Here is a 15,952-nt window from a genome sequence, read left to right on the forward strand (position 1 = left end):
TTGCAGACAGGTACCCTCCGGACGGGTCCTGCCGGAGAGCCGCACACGGTTAGACGTCGAAGACCCTGAGTGCCCCGCCCCGCCCCGCCCCGTCCTGCCCGAGCCGACCGGGGGCGTACCTCGCGTAGCCCCATACGCCCCCGGCCAGTCGCATTCCGTGAGGAGAGACGGACACCTGACACCTCCGGGAACCCGGGCGGTGCCCGCTGCTCGCCTCGGCTGTCAGCGGGTGAGGTCGAGAACGGGCACCCCGCGCCCCTCGTAGGCCTTGGGTGTGACCGTGGCGACCAGTGCGTCCGCACCCCACTCCGGGAGATGCCGTACGGCGTGGACTGTGGCTGCGATCCCGGGCGGAACCCCGTATCTGCGCAACTGGGCGACGGTGGGCATCGCCGGATAGTCAAGGTCGCTGGCCTGAGGAGGCGGCACGCAGCCGGTGGCCCATCGCCGCGCTCTCCTCGTCCGTGACCTCGACTCCGAAGTGCTCGGTCAGGTAGGCGCGCGTCCTCTCCGCCCGCTCACGCCGCTCCTCATCGGTGAGTGTGCTGTCGGCGAACTCCTGGACCAGGGAGCGAATCGACATACCACGGGACTCGGCGATGACCGCGAGGCGGTCCCGCACCTCGGCAGACACACGGATCATGGCGTCAGACACGAAACGGAGAATACGTCCGCGTATGCGCGGACGCGGCGCATTCGCCGGAATCCTCCAGGAGCCCTCGCCCCGCCTTATCGCCTCATCCGGCCGGATCCCTCCCCCCAGCCCCGCCCAAGGCGCAGAATGGATCACCTGAGCGGGCAGGCAGGCGACGGTGGGCGGAAGGCGCGGGCGCATGGCGGTACAGGTCGAGCGGGACGAGGTGGAAAAGCCGTTCGTCGAGCAGCTCACCGCCATGGGCTGGACGCACGTCGCCGGTACGGAGGTCGGCACGCTCGACGTCGGCGCGCCGCTGCTCGTCGACGAGCTGAAAGCCGCCCTGCGGCGTATCAACCTCCGCGCGACGGACCGTAAGCCCTGGATGGACGACACCGATGTCGCCCGATCCGTCGTGGAGTTGGCCTCCGTCCCGCTCGGCAGGGGCATCGCCCAGGCCAACTTCGACGCCACCGACCTGCTGCTCAGCGGATTCGTCCTCACCGGACCCTCCGCCGCCCACGGCGGCGCCTCCGCCACCGTCCAGTACGTCGAGTGGCACCCGGACCGCGTCGCGCTCAACACGTTCACCGTCGTCGACCAGCTCCGCGTCAAGAACCGTTCCGGGGACGTGTCGATACTCGACATCGTCCTCTTCGTGAACGGCATCCCCCTCGTCGCCGTCGAGTGCAAGAGCCCCGACCTCGCCGAGCCCGTCCGCAGCGCCGTACTCGACCTGCGGCACTACGCCGGCGACCCGATCGACGACGACGAACGCGCCGGGACCGACCTGCCACTTCCCGGTGGCGTACCGGAACTGTTCCGGACCGTGCAGCTGCTGGTCGCGGCGACCGGCGAGACCGCTCACCTCGGCACCGTCACCTCCACACCCGACCACTACCAGCCGTGGCGCAGCGTGGCCCCGGAGAGTGAAAGCACTCTCAAGGCTGAACTGCCCCGCGACATCGGCAAGTTGACCGAGCAGCACAAACTCGTCGGCGTCGTCCTGCGGCCCGCGGCCCTCCTCAACTTCGTGCGCCACTACGTCATCCCGCTGCCCGTCGAGACCGACTCCGGTGCGGTACGGACCGTGAAGGTGGTGGCCCGGCACCAGCAGTACCGGGCCGCGGAGAAGGCCGTACGGAAACTGCTCAACGGCCGCCCGCGCGGCGGCCCGGTCCTCGACGACGAGCGCGGCGGCGTCATCTGGCACACGCAGGGCTCCGGCAAGAGCCTGACCATGACCTTCCTGGTGCGCCGGGTGCATCTGCATCCGAAACTCAGCGAGTTCACGGTCGTCATCGTCACCGACCGTACGCAGTTGCAGGACCAGCTCTCCGAGACTCTGAAGTTGAGCGAGTCCGACGTCGAGACGGCCGAGACCCGTACGCAGATGGAAGGGCTGCTGCGGGACGGCGGACGCCGGGTCGTCTTCGCGATGATCCAGAAGTACGGGGGCGGGTTCACCTTCGCCGCGGAAGCCGAAGGCGACGGTGACGACCGGGACCTCGCGGGCGAGTACCAGGCCGCCGAGCAGGCCAGGAAAAGCAAGCGGCGCAAGAGTCCGCCTCCCGTTCCGAACTTCCCCGAGTGCAACACCTCGCCTGACATCCTTGTTCTCGTCGACGAGGCGCACCGCTCGCACACCGGCGTCATGCACGCCGCCCTGCGCAAGGCGATCCCGAACGCCGCGAAGATCGGGTTCACCGGCACGCCGATCATGACAGGCGAGGAGGTCGAGACCCGCCGGATCTTCAGCGGCGGCCCGGACCGGGGCTTCCTCGACACCTACCGGATGGAGGACGCGGAGCGTGACGGCGTCGTCGTGCGTATCCGCTACGAAGGGCGCACCGGCGAAGGCAGGGTCCAGGACAAGGACGGCCTGGACCGCGACTTCGAGGACCTGATCCGCGACCGCAGCGACGACGAGCGGGCCACCCTCCTCAAACGCTGGCCCACCGAACGCGATGTCGCCGAGTCCTGGCCGATGATCTGCAAGAAGGCCGAGGACATGCTGGAGCACTGGGTGTGCTGGGTGCTGCCCGGTGGCGGGTTCAAGGCTCAGGTCGCCGCCGTCAGCCGGAAGGCCGCGGTCGAGTACCACCACGCGCTGCGCCGGGCCCGTGACCAACTCCTGGCGGAACTGGTCGAGTTCAAGCCGGAATCGGTTCACGGGATCCCGGTCAAGGAGCTTCCGCGACACCTTCGCTATCTGTACCAGGCTTACGAGTACCGGGCACTGCTCCGACGCGTCGACTTCGTCCCGATCATCTCCCCGGGCGCGGAGCGCAAGCGCCGCAAGTGGCTGCACTGGACCGACCCGAACCGGCAGAGGGCGTACATCGAACGCTTCCACGAGGCGTTCCCGCAGCTGCCGCCCGAGCCCGACTGGGTCGCCGCGACACCCTTCAACGTTCCGGAGCCGGACATTCCCGCGAACGGCCTCGGGGCCGACACCCCTTGGTCCGACATACCGACGGGGGAGCCGGAACCGGCCGTAGAGCCCTCGAAGATCGCCGTCCCCGACCCCGTGCACCCGGAAAGCCCCATCGCTTTCCTGATCGTGAAGTCGATGCTGCTCACCGGATTCGACGCCCCGCGTGAACAGGTGCTGTATCTCGACCGGCCCATCCGTGATGCCGAGCTGCTTCAGGCCGTCGCCCGGGTCAACCGGCCCGCGCCGGGCAAGCAGGTCGGCTATGTCGTGGACTACTACGGCGTGTTCGAGCATCTCTCCAACGCACTCGCCGACTACCGGAAGGCCGACGTCGACGACACCATGCGCAGCCTGTCCGAAGAGGTCCGGGACCTGGCGCCGGCCGCCGAGCGGGTGCGGACCTTCCTGAGCGGCCTCGGAGTCGCGGACGCGGACCTCGCCGACCTTGCGCGGCTGCGCGGCGCCGTGCTGGCCTTCGAGGACGAGACGGTGCGTCTCGGTTTCGACGAGGTGCTCCACGATTTCCTCGCCGTACTGGAACGGGTGCTGCCGCACGAGGACGCGCTGGACCACCTTCCCGACGCGCGCCGTTGGGGGATGCTGCAGAAACGCGTCCGGCGTCTGTACCGGGACGACACAGGTGGGACGTTCACTCTGCGCCGGTACGGACGCAAGGTACGGGCCATGATCGCCGACCACTTGGAAGGACCGGAGATCGAGCAGGTCATCCCGCCCGTCTCGCTCACCTCGCCCGCCTTCGACGACATGGTGCGCGAGCTGCCTCCGCGCGAGGCCGCGGCGGAGATGGGCCATGCCCTTCGGTTCCATCTGGAGGAGCGGGTCAAGCGGGAGGACCCGGAGAAGTACGACAGGCTCTCCAAGCGGCTGGAGGAGATCCTGAAGCAGATGCCCGGTCGCTTCGAGGAGCAGGTCGAGGAGTTCGAGACGCTCATCGAGCAGGCCAGGCACGAGGACGAGGAGGATCCCGCGCTTGCCGGGCTCAGCCCCCTGGAGCAGCGCGTCCACCGGCTCCTGGAGCAGCTCCTGGAGGACACTCCGGGCATCGAGGGCGGTGGACAGGACACGCGGCCGTTGGTCGTCGCCGTCTGCGACACCGCGGCGAGCATCATGTCCAAGGCGTCCTACCAGGGACAGCACCAGGACATCAACCGGCTCGCGAACGGCATCCAGAAACAGCTGACCCGTGGTGGGCTCAGGCCGGCGAGCGTCGACTGGGGCCCGCTCTCCGGCGTCTCCCAGCGACTCGCGGCGTACGCGGAGAACAACCGGCAGCAGTTTCTGAGTCGCGCCAGGGGAGACTAGGGCGTGTGACCGCGCTCGCAGAGAACCGCCAGGCCGAGACACCCCTCGACGGTGGCTCGGTCACTGTCGACGGCCTCTCCCTCCGCGTGCGTACGAGTGCCCGCAGGAAACGGTTCGCGCTCACCGTGGAACCCGACGCGACCCTGACCCTGCACGTTCCCGAAGGGCGCCCCACGGCGGAGGCGGAGGACTTCGTACGGGCGCACCGGGAGTGGGTGTCCGCGAAACTCGGCCAGCGGGAGCGGACCCGCCCGCTCAATCCCGCCAAGCGGCTGGCCGATGGCGAGGTCTTCCGCTACCTGGGGCGGACGTACCGTCTCGCTGTGTCGGACAGCACACCGGGCGACGGCAGGGTCCGGCTGGTCGCCGGGCGGCTGGTCATCGCCCGGAAACAGGCCGAGGACGTGACTGAGGGGCGTACGGCACTGGTCGACTGGTACTGCCGGGCAGGCCGTACCTGGGTGGCCGACCGGCTCCAGCCCTGGGCGGCACGTATGGCGGTGGGCGAGCCCGACCTGGACGTGCGGGACCTGGGGCAGAAGTGGGGCGCGTACCAGCCCGGGGACGGGACGAGTGGGCGGGGCCGGATGAGCCTGGGGTGGCCGCTCTTCCAACTGCCCATGCACCTTGTCGACTACGTCGTCGCGCATGAACTGGCCCACGTGAAGGTGGCGGGGCACGGTGCGGACTTCTGGCGGCTGGTGCGGTTGGCGCTGCCGGAGTACGAGGAACGCCGCGCGGAACTCGACGAGTTGGGGCGTCGTATGTGGATGGGGGAGATCCGCTGAGACGGCGCGGATAGATGTTCGTCCCCAGAACGTGTGTACAACTTTCGGTCATGTCGACGAGTCATGAGGGGTGAGTGCGCCAGGGTGCGCTCACCGACACGTAAGGGGACGGAAAAACCTCTATGACTCACCACATATCCCGGCGTGGCCGTGTGCTCGGAGTGGGCCTGGCCGCCGGGATCCTCATACCCTGCGTGGCCGCCGCGACCCCCGCTGCCGCCGCCACCCCGACGGTCAGCTGTACGTCCGCCAAGGCCGGCCTCGCCGACAAGCTGAAGAAGGACATCACCGCGGCCCTCGCGTCCCGCAAGGGAACCGTCGCCGTCGGCCTCTACGACCGCACGACCAGCACCACCTGCACCCTGCGGGCGACGACCGCCTACGACTCGGCCAGCACCGTCAAGGTGACCGTGCTCGCCACGCTGCTGTGGGACGCGAAGAAGCACAACCGCACGCTGACGACGCGGGAGTCGACGCTCGCCAAGGCCATGATCACCAAGTCGGACAACAGCGCGACCTCCACGCTGTGGAAGCAGCTGGGCCTGACGAAGATCAAGGGCTTCCTCACGGCGGCCGGCATGACCCAGACCAAGCCCGGCGCGAACAACTACTGGGGCCTGACCCAGGAGACGGTGACCGACGAGCAGAAGCTCCTCAAGCTGGTCACCGCCAAGAACACGGTGCTGAGCGACAACTCCCGTGCGTACATCCTGAAGTTGATGAACCAGGTCATCGCCGGCCAGCGTTGGGGCACGCCGTACGGCGCCCCGTCGACCGTCACCGTGCACGTCAAGAACGGCTGGCTGCAACGGTCCACGCACGGCTGGCGCGTGCACAGCCTGGGCACCTTCAACGGCGGCGGTCACGACTACATGATGAGCGTGCTCACCCAGGACAACAGCACGATGAGCTACGGCATCACGACGATCCAGGGTGTCGCGAAGGCGATCCACAAGGACCTGGCTTAACCGACGGGTCTCCCGCGCGTTACCCACCCGTCCTACGGTGGCGCCCATGCGCCTGAGAACCGTACTCGCGACCGCGACCGCCGGCCTGGCGGCGGCCACCTGCCTCACCGCCGCCGGGCCCGCGACCGCCAACGTCAACTCCGTTACAAATAACGCCTGTTCGCCCTCCGTCTCGATCGACCGCTTCTCCGACGCGCTCGACAAGACGACGTACGACGGCACCTTCGTCGGCAACTTCTCCGCGCTCGCGCTGGACAAGGACGGTTCGCTGGCCGCCCTGGAGGACCGGTCCTCGCTGTTCGGCCTGGACGCGAAGACCCTCCAGCCGAAGAGTGTCGTCCCGCTCGCCGACGAGAACGGCGCCGCCCTCGACTCCGAGGGCCTGGTCATCGACCTCCCCCACGCTCGAACAGACTCGCGCGGGGGGACCCCCATCGGCACCCTCCTCATCACCTCCGAGACCGAGCCGTCGATCCGCCGCTACTCCCGCGACGGCAAGATCCTGGACCGCCTCCCGGTCCCGTCCTCGCTGCTGGTCGCCCCGGCCGGGCGGGCCGTCTCCAACCAGACCTTCGAGGGCCTGACCCTGCTGCCCGGCGGCCACACCCTCCTCGCGTCGATGGAGTACCCGATCGCCGGCGACACCTCGGGCGCCGTCCGCTTCCAGACCTGGACCCGGACCAAGGGCGACCACTTCAGGCTCGCCGCGCAGTACGCGTACAAGACCGACGCCGCCTTCCTCGGCGTCCCCGAGGTGCAGGCCCTCCCCGACGGCCGCCTCCTCGTCCTGGAACGCGGCTACACCAGCGGCGTCGGCAACACCGTCCGCCTCTACCTGGCCGACCCCCGCCACGCGACGGACACCAGCAAGATCGACACCCTTACGGGCCAGCCCGGAGTCCGCCTCATCAAGAAGACCCTGCTCGCGGACATCGCCGACTGCCCGACCCTCGGCGCCACAGCGAAGCAGCCCCAGCCGAACCCCCTCCTCGACAACATCGAGGGCATGGTGATCACGGGGAGGGAGAAGGGCGCCTACAAAGTGCTGCTGGTGAGCGACGACAATCAGAACGCGGTTCAGACGACCCGCTTCTACTATCTCCGGGTACGCACAACCCCCTAGGGGCGCGGGGAACTGCGCGACCAGCCACGACGGACCCGCAGTCGAATGGCGACCTCCGCAGAGCCTTTTGTTGCGGAGGGATGAAATCCGTTCCTTTCCGCGTTGGTGCCTTCCGTAAGACCAGCTGATCAGGGGCGAACGGAAGGCACCGCGTGGCAGCGAAACAGGGGGAAACGCAGAGCTGGGCGAGGAGGCTGGCCGGATACGCCTGGCGCTACCCCAAGGACGTAGTCCTGGCCCTCGGCGCCTCCCTCGCCGGCATGGCGGTCATGGCACTGGTCCCCCTGGTCACCAAGGTGATCATCGACGACGTGATCACCGGCCACACCCGCTCCATGGCCCCCTGGGCCGTCGCCCTGATCGTCGCCGCGCTCCTCGTCTACGTCTCCACCTACATCCGGCGCTACTACGGCGGCCGGCTCGCCCTCGACGTCCAGCACGACCTCCGCACCGAGATGTACGGAACGATCACCCGGCTCGACGGCCGCCGGCAGGACGAGCTGTCCACCGGCCAGGTCGTCGGCCGCGCGACCAGTGACCTCCAGCTGATCCAGGGCCTGCTCTTCATGCTCCCGATGACCATCGGGAACGTCCTGCTCTTCGTGATCTCCCTCGCGATCATGGCCTCGCTGTCCCTGCCCCTGACCCTGATAGCCCTGGCCGTCGCCCCCGCCCTCGGCTTCATCGCCAAGCGCAGCCGCAGCAAACTGCACCCTTCCACCTGGTACGCGCAGGCCCAGGCCGCCGCCGTCGCGGGAGTCGTCGACGGCGCCGTCAGCGGCGTACGCGTGGTGAAGGGCTTCGGCCAGGAGGACCAGGAGACCGGAAAGCTGCGCGAGGTCGGCCGCCGGCTGTACGCGGGCCGCCTGCGCACGATCCGGCAGAACGCCCGCTACACCCCCGCCCTCCAGGCCGTCCCCACCCTCGGCCAGGTCGCGATGCTCGCCCTCGGCGGCTGGCTCGCGGTGCGCGGTCACATCACGCTCGGCACGTTCGTCGCCTTCTCCACCTATCTCGCCCAACTCGTCGGCCCGGTCCGCATGTTGGCCGTGGTCCTCACGGTCGGCCAGCAGGCCCGCGCGGGCACCGAACGCGTCCTGGAACTGATCGACACCCAGCCCTCGATGACGGACGGCACCAAGGAACTCCCCGCCGACGCCCCGGCGACCGTCGAGTTCGACGACGTGTCCTTCGGCTACGACCACGAGCGCCCCGTCCTCAACGGCCTCAGCTTCGAGATCCGCCCCGGCGAGACCCTCGCCGTCGTCGGCTCCTCCGGCTCCGGCAAGTCCACGGTCTCGCTCCTCCTCCCGCGCTTCTACGACGTCACCCACGGTGCCGTCCTCATCGGCGGCCACGACGTCCGCGAACTCACCCTCGACTCCCTCCGGGCCGCGATCGGCCTGGTCCCCGAGGACTCCTTCCTCTTCTCCGACACGGTCCGCAACAACATCGCCTACGGCCGCCCCGACGCGACCGACGAGGAGATCCTCACCGCGTCCCGGGCCGCGCAGGCCGACCGGTTCATCGCGGAACTCCCCGAGGGCTACGACACGAAGGTCGGCGAGCACGGCCTCACCCTCTCCGGCGGCCAGCGCCAGCGCGTCGCCCTCGCCCGCGCGATCCTCACCGACCCGCGCCTGCTGGTCCTGGACGACGCGACCTCGGCGGTGGACGCGCGCGTCGAGCACGAGATCCACGAGGCCCTCAAACAGGTCATGGAGGGCCGGACCACCCTGCTGATCGCCCACCGGCGCTCCACCCTCAACCTCGCCGACCGCATCGCCGTCCTCGACGCCGGACGCCTCGCCGACATCGGCACCCACGACGAACTCCAGGAGCGCTCACCGCTCTACCGCCGCCTGCTCACCGACCCCGACGAACTCGGCGGCGTCTCGCCGGGCCACGTCCTGCCCGCCGTCGAACCGGCCGAAGACACCTCCGTACGCGCGGAGTTGGACGCGGAGTTCGACGCCGAGCGCGGGGTCACGCCCCGGCTGTGGACCGGTGACCGCGAGCCCAAGGACACCGCGCTGTCCGGGATGCCCGCGACACCCGAACTCCTCGCCCAGGTCGACGCGTTGCCCCCGGCGACCGACACCCCCGACATCGACGAGGCGCGGGCGGTCCGTGCCGAGGACTCGTACGGTCTGCGCCGGCTGCTGCGCGGTTTCGGCACCCCGCTGCTGATCAGCCTCGGCCTGGTCGCCGTGGACGCGGGCATGAGCCTGCTCCTGCCGATCATGATCCGGCACGGCATCGACCAGGGCGTCACCAAGATGGCGATCGGCGCGATCTGGTCGGCCTCGGCCCTGGCCCTGATCGCCGTGGTCGTGCAGTGGGCGGCACAGCGCGGCGAGACCCGCATGACGGGCCGTACCGGCGAACGCGTCCTCTACACCCTCCGCCTCAAGATCTTCGCCCAGCTCCAGCGCCTCGGACTCGACTACTACGAGCGGGAGTTGACCGGCCGGATCATGACGAGGATGACGACGGACGTGGACGCGCTGTCCTCGTTCCTGCAGACCGGGCTGGTCACGGCCTTCGTCTCGGTCGTCACCTTCTTCGGCATCATGGTCGCCCTGCTGGTGATCGACGTACAGCTCGCGCTGGTCGTGTTCGCGACGCTGCCCCCGCTCGTCATCGCCACGTTCTTCTTCCGCCGGGCGAGCGTGAAGGCGTACGAACTCGCCCGTGAGCGCGTGTCGTTGGTCAACGCCGACCTCCAGGAGTCGGTGTCGGGGCTGCGGATCGTGCAGGCGTTCCGGCGCGAGCGCGATGGCGGCCGACGGTTCGCCGAGCGCAGCGGCAGCTACCGCGAGGCGCGCACCCGGGGCCAGTGGCTGATCTCGGTCTACTTCCCCTTCGTGCAGTTCCTGTCGTCGGTGGCGGCGGCGTCGGTGCTGATCGCTGGCGCGGGAAGGGTGGACGACGCGACGCTGACGACAGGCGCGCTGGTCGCATACCTGCTCTACATCGACCTGTTCTTCGCCCCGGTCCAGCAGCTCTCCCAGGTCTTCGACGGCTACCAGCAGGCCACGGTCTCCCTGGGCCGCATCCAGGAGCTGCTCCAGGAACCGACGTCCACGCGAGCGGCCGACGAACCACTCGAAGTCCTCTCCCTGCGCGGCGACATAGCCTTCGAGGACGTGCACTTCGCGTACGGCGATGACGAAGAGGCCATCGGGGGCGTCGAGTTGAGCATCCCGGCCGGCCAGACGGTCGCCTTCGTCGGCGAGACGGGCGCGGGCAAGTCGACGCTCGTGAAACTGGTGGCCCGCTTCTACGACCCGACGGCCGGCCGGGTCACGGTGGACGGCACGGACCTCCGCTCGCTCGACATCACGTCGTACCGCCACCACCTGGGCGTCGTCCCCCAGGAGGCGTACCTCTTCCAGGGCACCGTCCGCGACGCCATCGCCTACGGCCGCCCCGACGCCACGGACGCCGAGGTGGAGGCGGCGGCCCGCGCGGTCGGCGCGCACGAGATGATCGCCACGCTGGACGGCGGCTACCTCCACGAGGTCGCCGAGCGGGGCCGCAACCTCTCGGCGGGCCAGCGCCAGCTGATCGCCCTGGCCCGAGCGGAACTGGTTGACCCCGACATCCTCTTGCTGGACGAGGCGACAGCAGCCCTCGACCTCGCCACAGAAGCCCAGGTCAACCAGGCCACCGACCGCCTCGCCGGCCGCCGCACCACCCTCGTGGTCGCCCACCGCCTCACGACGGCGGCCCGCGCGGACCGCGTCGTGGTGATGGATCACGGGCAGGTCGTGGAGGACGGCACGCACGACGAACTCCTCCAACTGGGCGGAACGTACGCCGAGTTGTGGCGCACATTCGTCGGTGCGCCCGAGTCCGAGGAGCCCGTCGTCGCCCCTCGATGACATTCAGGCAACCGTCCGACATACGTCGTGCGTCCGTACATCAGTACGCTGTCCGACTGCTGTGCGGGAGGGATGACTGTGGACATGGGTGCGCTACGACGACGGGTGGCACTCGGTATGGCCGTGCTCACCGCGTCCGGACTGCTCGCGCTCGCGGCCCCCGGCACGGCCGAGGCGGAGGCGGTCTGTCCGGGGCGGGAGGTGGCGACGCTGCCCTTTTCGACCGGCACCGTCCACGTCTTCCGGCGGGGTGACTACGTCTGCGCGTACACCGTCCCCGAGAGCCCCGGCACCAAGCGCCCGATGTCGGTCAGCGTCCAGGCCCGCGGCAACCGCCCGGTCGTCGACAAGGGCCGGTACACCCGCAGAGCCGGACCGGTCACCGTGCACGCCGGGCACCGGTGCGTACGGATCAAGGGCTCGGTCGACGGCGGCTCGGTCAGCTCGGGCTGGATTCTCTGCTGAACCACCGCACAGTGCCCTGAGTGAACAACCTCCTCCGGTGTGAAGGGAGTTGTTCCGGATAGCTTCCGGTTCACAACTGCCTTACTGCGCCCGGCTTTTGATAGTCACCCGACTACACCGGCCGGGCGCAGCCCACCGGTTGGGCGCCGCCGAGCTGGACGTACAGGGCGGTCGACGCGGGGCAACTCGCGCGCTTCAGCACCGCCTTGACCACCTTGTACTGCGGCTTCCTCTGCCCCGAGCCGTCGCACGCGGTCTCGCGGACCTGGCCGGTGCCCGAGCCGTAGACGCAGTCGCCGACGATCGTGCGGGGGCCGCCTCCGCCGCCCGGGTCGCCGGGGTGCGGCGGTTCGAGGTTGCGCATACAGGCGTAGCCCTTCGGTACGGCGTCGTCGCCGCCCGCTTCCGACGGTCCCTGTGCGCTGATGTGCAGCACGAAGTCGGTGGTCGCCGGGCAGGCGGGACCGTCGCTCACCTCGCCGTCGTAGCGGGCGACGACCCGCGCGGCGGCCCGCTCGCTGGTGCAGGGCACCTCGGTGAAACTGGTCGTGCCGAAGGAGCTGCACTCGTCGATACCGAGGAACACCGCGCCGTATCCGGTGGGTTGGGTGATCGTCGGGGACACCGAGGCCTTGCCGCCGAGCGGGCCGTCGCCCGTGTCGGAGCCGCTCGCGGAAGAACAGCCGGTCGTCAGGGCGGCGAGCAGTGCGCACACCGCCCCCGCGCTCCATCTCCCACGCATCGATCCCCCCGACTGCCCCCGCCCAGCGTGACCCGCGGTGGCGGGCGCACGCCAGCCGTGCGGGGTGCTTTGGGCCAGTTGGCGGGGGTGGGACGGGTGGGGAACGTACCCTCTAGTACGACAGTCCGTGCCCGATCGGATACAGCACCTGCGCCGGATCGTCCGCACGCCGGACGGCCACCGGAAGCTTCCCGCGCGGTGACACCCGGCCCGCGATCACCTGTGCCGCCGCCCGGAGTTCGACGTCGGTCCAGGAGTAGGACGCCAAGTAGGCGGGGACCGAGGGAAGTTGAGCGACATCGTACGGGTTGCGGACGGCGACGGCGACGACCGGCTTCCCGGTGGCGACCAGTTGCTCGACGAGGCCCTTCTGCGAACCGCCCGCCGTGACGTTGTAGGTCGCCACGACCACCGCATCCGCCTCCCGCGCCGCTGCCACCGCCCCGGCGACGGTCGCGGCGGAGGGATCCGTACCGGTGGACCGCGCGGTCGCCGTGAAGCCCAGCTTGCCGAGCGCCGCCGCGAGGACGCCGGTGGGCGGCCCCGTAGTACCTGTGGGGGATGCCGGATCGGCCCCTACCACCAGGACCCGCCCGTGTGTGCGGCGGGACAGCGGCAGCAGCCCCGCCTTGTTGACCAGCAAGGTGGTCGTCCGCTCGGCGATGCGGTCGGCGGCGGCGCGGTGTGCCGCGGTGCCGACCGTGCGATCGACGCCCGCCCGGCTGACGTACGGCTCGTCGAGCAGCCCGAGCCGGGTCTTCAGCCGGAGCACCCGCAGGATCGACTCGTCGAGCCGTGCCTCCGTCAACTCCCCGCCCCGCACGGCCTTGAGGACGGCGTTCCAGGCGATGTCCAGGGACGGCGGGTCGAGCAGCTGGTCCACGCCGGCCTTCAGCGCGAGCACCGGCACCCGGTCGTCCCCGTACTTCTGGCGTACGCCCTCCATGCCCAGCGAGTCGGTGATCACGACCCCGTCGTAGCCGAGTTCGCCGCGCAGGATGCCGGTGACGATCGGGTGGGAGAGGGTGGCCGGGTCGCCGGAGTCGTCGAGGGCCGGGACCATGATGTGCGCGGTCATGATCGAGTCGATACCCGCGCCGATGGCCGCCCGGAAGGGGACGGCGTCCAGCTTCCCCCACAGCTCGCGGCTGTGCGTGATGACGGGGAACCCGAAGTGGCTGTCCACGGCCGTGTCGCCGTGCCCCGGGAAGTGCTTGGCGGTCGCCGCCACCCGGCTGCCCTGATACCCCTTGACCTCGGCGGCGACCAGACCGGCCACCGCGTCCGGGTCGGCGCCGAAGGACCGTACGCCGATGACAGGGTTGGCCGGGTTGACGTTCACGTCGGCGTCGGGGGAGTAGTCCTGGTTGACGCCCATCGCGCGCAGTTCGGCACCGGAGATCCGGCCGAGGGTGCGGGCGTCGGCACGGGAACCGCCGGCGCCGATCGCCATCGCGCCCGGGAAGAGGGTGGCGGGCGCGCCGATACGGCACACGGCGCCGTGCTCCTGGTCGGTGGCGATCAGCACGGGCAGCCCGCGCGGCTGGGCGAGGGACGCCTTCTGGATGCCGTTGGAGAGGCCGGCGATCTGGTGCGGGTCGCGGGTGTTGTGCGCCCAGGTGAAGTAGATGATCCCGCCGACCCGGTACTTGGCGATCAGCTCGGCGGCGGTTCGCACACCGATCTCGCTCAGGTTGGCATCGATGTCGGCCTGGTCGGGCGCGGTGGCGGAGTGGCCGTAGACCCGCATCACGAACAGCTGGCCGACCTTCTCCGGCAACGTCATACGGGAGATCAGCGAGCGGAGTCCCTTGTCGTCGGCGTGTGCGGTGCCGCCGACCGCGAGGGACGCGGTGACGCCCATGGTCGCGGCGAGAACGGTACGTCTGGAGGGCACGTGCGCTCCTTCCGGAGGTGTTCCACTTCGGATCCTCGGATCCGCTGAAGGAAACTTCCAAGAGTTCACGAATATCCGGGAAGTTTCTGCCAGTCAAGGGAACGCACAGTACCCAGCCGAGGGGCCGTCATCGGCGCAGTTGGAGGGGGGCGCGCCGATGACGGCTTGCCGCCGGCCGCGGTACGGAGGAGAGGGTTTGTCAGCGTTCGCAGCCAGCGGCGAGGCCGACGCCGTACCGCGGAGACTCATCCGGCAGCATGGGGATTGGACGGGGCGCAAGGGGTCCGGGTTCCCGCTTCGGCCCGATTCCCGGAAGTTGGTGAACCGGTGCACAACGGGACGGATGCGACCACTCACAGGGTCGTAGGAGCGAACGGCGGTGGTCCATCCCGTGGACGTCCCGGCGAGCCGGACGACCGCCGCCCGATCATGAGGGCATGCCCGTAGTCGACATCCCCGGTTCCAAGTCCATCACCGCCCGCGCGCTCTTCCTGGCGGCGGCGGCCGACGGTGTCACCACCCTCCGGCGCCCCCTCCGCTCGGACGACACCGAGGGTTTCGCCGAGGGACTGGCCCGGCTCGGCTACCGCGTGGGACGGACCCCGGACGCCTGGCAGATCGACGGCCGCCCGCAGGGTCCGGCGGTCGCGGAGGCGGACGTGTACTGCCGGGACGGCGCGACGACGGCCCGCTTCCTCCCCACCCTCGCGGCGGCCGGCCGCGGCAGCTTCCGCTTCGACGCGTCCCCGCAGATGCGCCGCCGCCCGCTGCTCCCCCTGACCCGTGCCCTGCGCGACCTGGGCGTGGACCTGCGCCACGAGGAGGCCGACGGCCACCACCCGCTGCGCATCGAGGCGTCCGGCGTCGAGGGCGGCGAGGTGGTGCTCGACGCCGGCCAGTCCTCCCAGTACCTGACCGCCCTGCTCCTCCTCGGCCCCCTGACCAGGAAGGGCCTGACCATCAGGGTCACCGACCTGGTCTCCGCGCCGTACGTCGAGATCACGCTCGCGATGATGCGGGCGTTCGGGGCGGAGGTACACAGGGAGGGCACGGTCTACGTGGTCCCGCCGGGCGGCTACCGGGCCACCGCCTACGGGATCGAACCCGACGCGTCCACCGCCAGCTACTTCTTCGCGGCGGCGGCCGTCACCGGCGGCGAGGTCACCGTCCCGGGGCTCGGCACCGGCGCGCTCCAGGGCGACCTGGGCTTCGTCGACGTACTGCGCCGCATGGGCGCGGAGGTGGAGACCGGCGCGCACGGCACCCGGGTGCGCGGTACGGGCGAGCTGCGCGGCCTCACGGTCACCATGCGGGACATCTCCGACACCATGCCGACCCTGGCCGCACTCGCCCCCTTCGCCTCCGGCCCGGTCCGCATCGAGGACGTCGGCAACACCCGCGTGAAGGAGTGCGACCGCCTGGAGGCCTGCGCGGAGAACCTCCGGCGGCTGGGCGTGGAGGTCGCGACCGGCCCGGACTGGATCGAGATCCGCCCGGGAGCGATCCCCGTCACAGGTGCGGAGATCAAGTCCTACGGCGACCACCGCATCGTCATGTCCTTCGCGGTGACCGGGCTCAGGGTGCCGGGTATCTCGTTCGACGACCCGGGGTGCGTACGGAAGACTTTCCCGGGTTTCCACGAGGCGTTCGGGGCGCTGCGGGAGCAGTTGCCGGGGTGAGGAGTCAAC

At 70.1% G+C, this 15,952-nt stretch carries 11 protein-coding genes; 7 read left to right on the top strand and 4 right to left on the bottom strand.

The features are described 5' to 3' along the window. Positions 1–222: 222 nt before the first annotated feature. Together ACIQBL_RS14150 and ACIQBL_RS14155 are read right to left on the bottom strand one after the other, a co-directional pair. Positions 223–390: a hypothetical protein gene (locus ACIQBL_RS14150; protein WP_401940872.1), complete on the bottom strand. Its 168-nt coding sequence runs from the start codon at positions 388–390 to the stop codon at positions 223–225. A gap of 10 nt (positions 391–400) precedes the next feature. Further along, positions 401–655: a hypothetical protein gene (locus ACIQBL_RS14155; protein ID WP_401940874.1), complete on the bottom strand. Its 255-nt coding sequence runs from the start codon at positions 653–655 to the stop codon at positions 401–403. A gap of 178 nt (positions 656–833) precedes the next feature. Here ACIQBL_RS14155 and ACIQBL_RS14160 point away from each other — a divergent pair, with 178 nt between their 5' ends. The 6 genes from ACIQBL_RS14160 (at position 834) to ACIQBL_RS14185 (ending at position 11,625) form a co-directional block, all read left to right on the top strand. After that, positions 834–4,394: a type I restriction endonuclease subunit R gene (locus ACIQBL_RS14160; protein WP_401940876.1), complete on the top strand. Its 3,561-nt coding sequence runs from the start codon at positions 834–836 to the stop codon at positions 4,392–4,394. A 5-nt stretch (positions 4,395–4,399) separates the two neighbouring features. Further along, entirely contained in the window at positions 4,400–5,182 is a 783-nt protein-coding gene (locus tag ACIQBL_RS14165; RefSeq protein ID WP_401940878.1) for a M48 family metallopeptidase, read from the top strand. Between the two features lie 122 nt (positions 5,183–5,304). Next, positions 5,305–6,150 carry a serine hydrolase gene (locus ACIQBL_RS14170; protein WP_401940881.1) on the top strand — a complete coding sequence of 282 codons (846 nt, stop codon included), beginning with the start codon at positions 5,305–5,307 and terminating at the stop codon, positions 6,148–6,150. A gap of 46 nt (positions 6,151–6,196) precedes the next feature. Continuing rightward, positions 6,197–7,273 (top strand): esterase-like activity of phytase family protein, encoded by a 1,077-nt coding sequence (locus ACIQBL_RS14175; RefSeq protein WP_401940884.1) that lies wholly within the window; start codon positions 6,197–6,199, stop codon positions 7,271–7,273. 152 nt (positions 7,274–7,425) lie between these two features. Beyond that, on the top strand, positions 7,426–11,160 hold the full coding sequence (locus tag ACIQBL_RS14180; RefSeq protein ID WP_401940887.1) for an ABC transporter ATP-binding protein: 3,735 nt from the start codon (positions 7,426–7,428) through the stop codon (positions 11,158–11,160). A gap of 72 nt (positions 11,161–11,232) precedes the next feature. Continuing rightward, on the top strand, positions 11,233–11,625 hold the full coding sequence (locus ACIQBL_RS14185) for a hypothetical protein (protein WP_401940888.1): 393 nt from the start codon (positions 11,233–11,235) through the stop codon (positions 11,623–11,625). 112 nt (positions 11,626–11,737) lie between these two features. Here the strand turns inward: ACIQBL_RS14185 and ACIQBL_RS14190 are convergent, their stop codons facing one another. Further along, a complete protein-coding gene (locus ACIQBL_RS14190) occupies positions 11,738–12,367 on the bottom strand; it encodes a hypothetical protein (RefSeq protein ID WP_401940889.1) in 630 nt (209 codons plus the stop codon). Positions 12,368–12,479: 112 nt separating this feature from the next. Next, positions 12,480–14,264 carry a glycoside hydrolase family 3 protein gene (locus ACIQBL_RS14195; RefSeq protein WP_401940891.1) on the bottom strand — a complete coding sequence of 595 codons (1,785 nt, stop codon included), beginning with the start codon at positions 14,262–14,264 and terminating at the stop codon, positions 12,480–12,482. Between the two features lie 437 nt (positions 14,265–14,701). Between ACIQBL_RS14195 and aroA the strand changes: the two genes are divergently transcribed. Continuing rightward, positions 14,702–15,943: a 3-phosphoshikimate 1-carboxyvinyltransferase gene (gene aroA, locus ACIQBL_RS14200; protein WP_401940893.1), complete on the top strand. Its 1,242-nt coding sequence runs from the start codon at positions 14,702–14,704 to the stop codon at positions 15,941–15,943. Positions 15,944–15,952: the final 9 nt, after the last annotated feature.

The organism is Streptomyces sp. NPDC088350, assembly GCF_044753545.1.
Classification (GTDB): domain Bacteria; phylum Actinomycetota; class Actinomycetes; order Streptomycetales; family Streptomycetaceae; genus Streptomyces.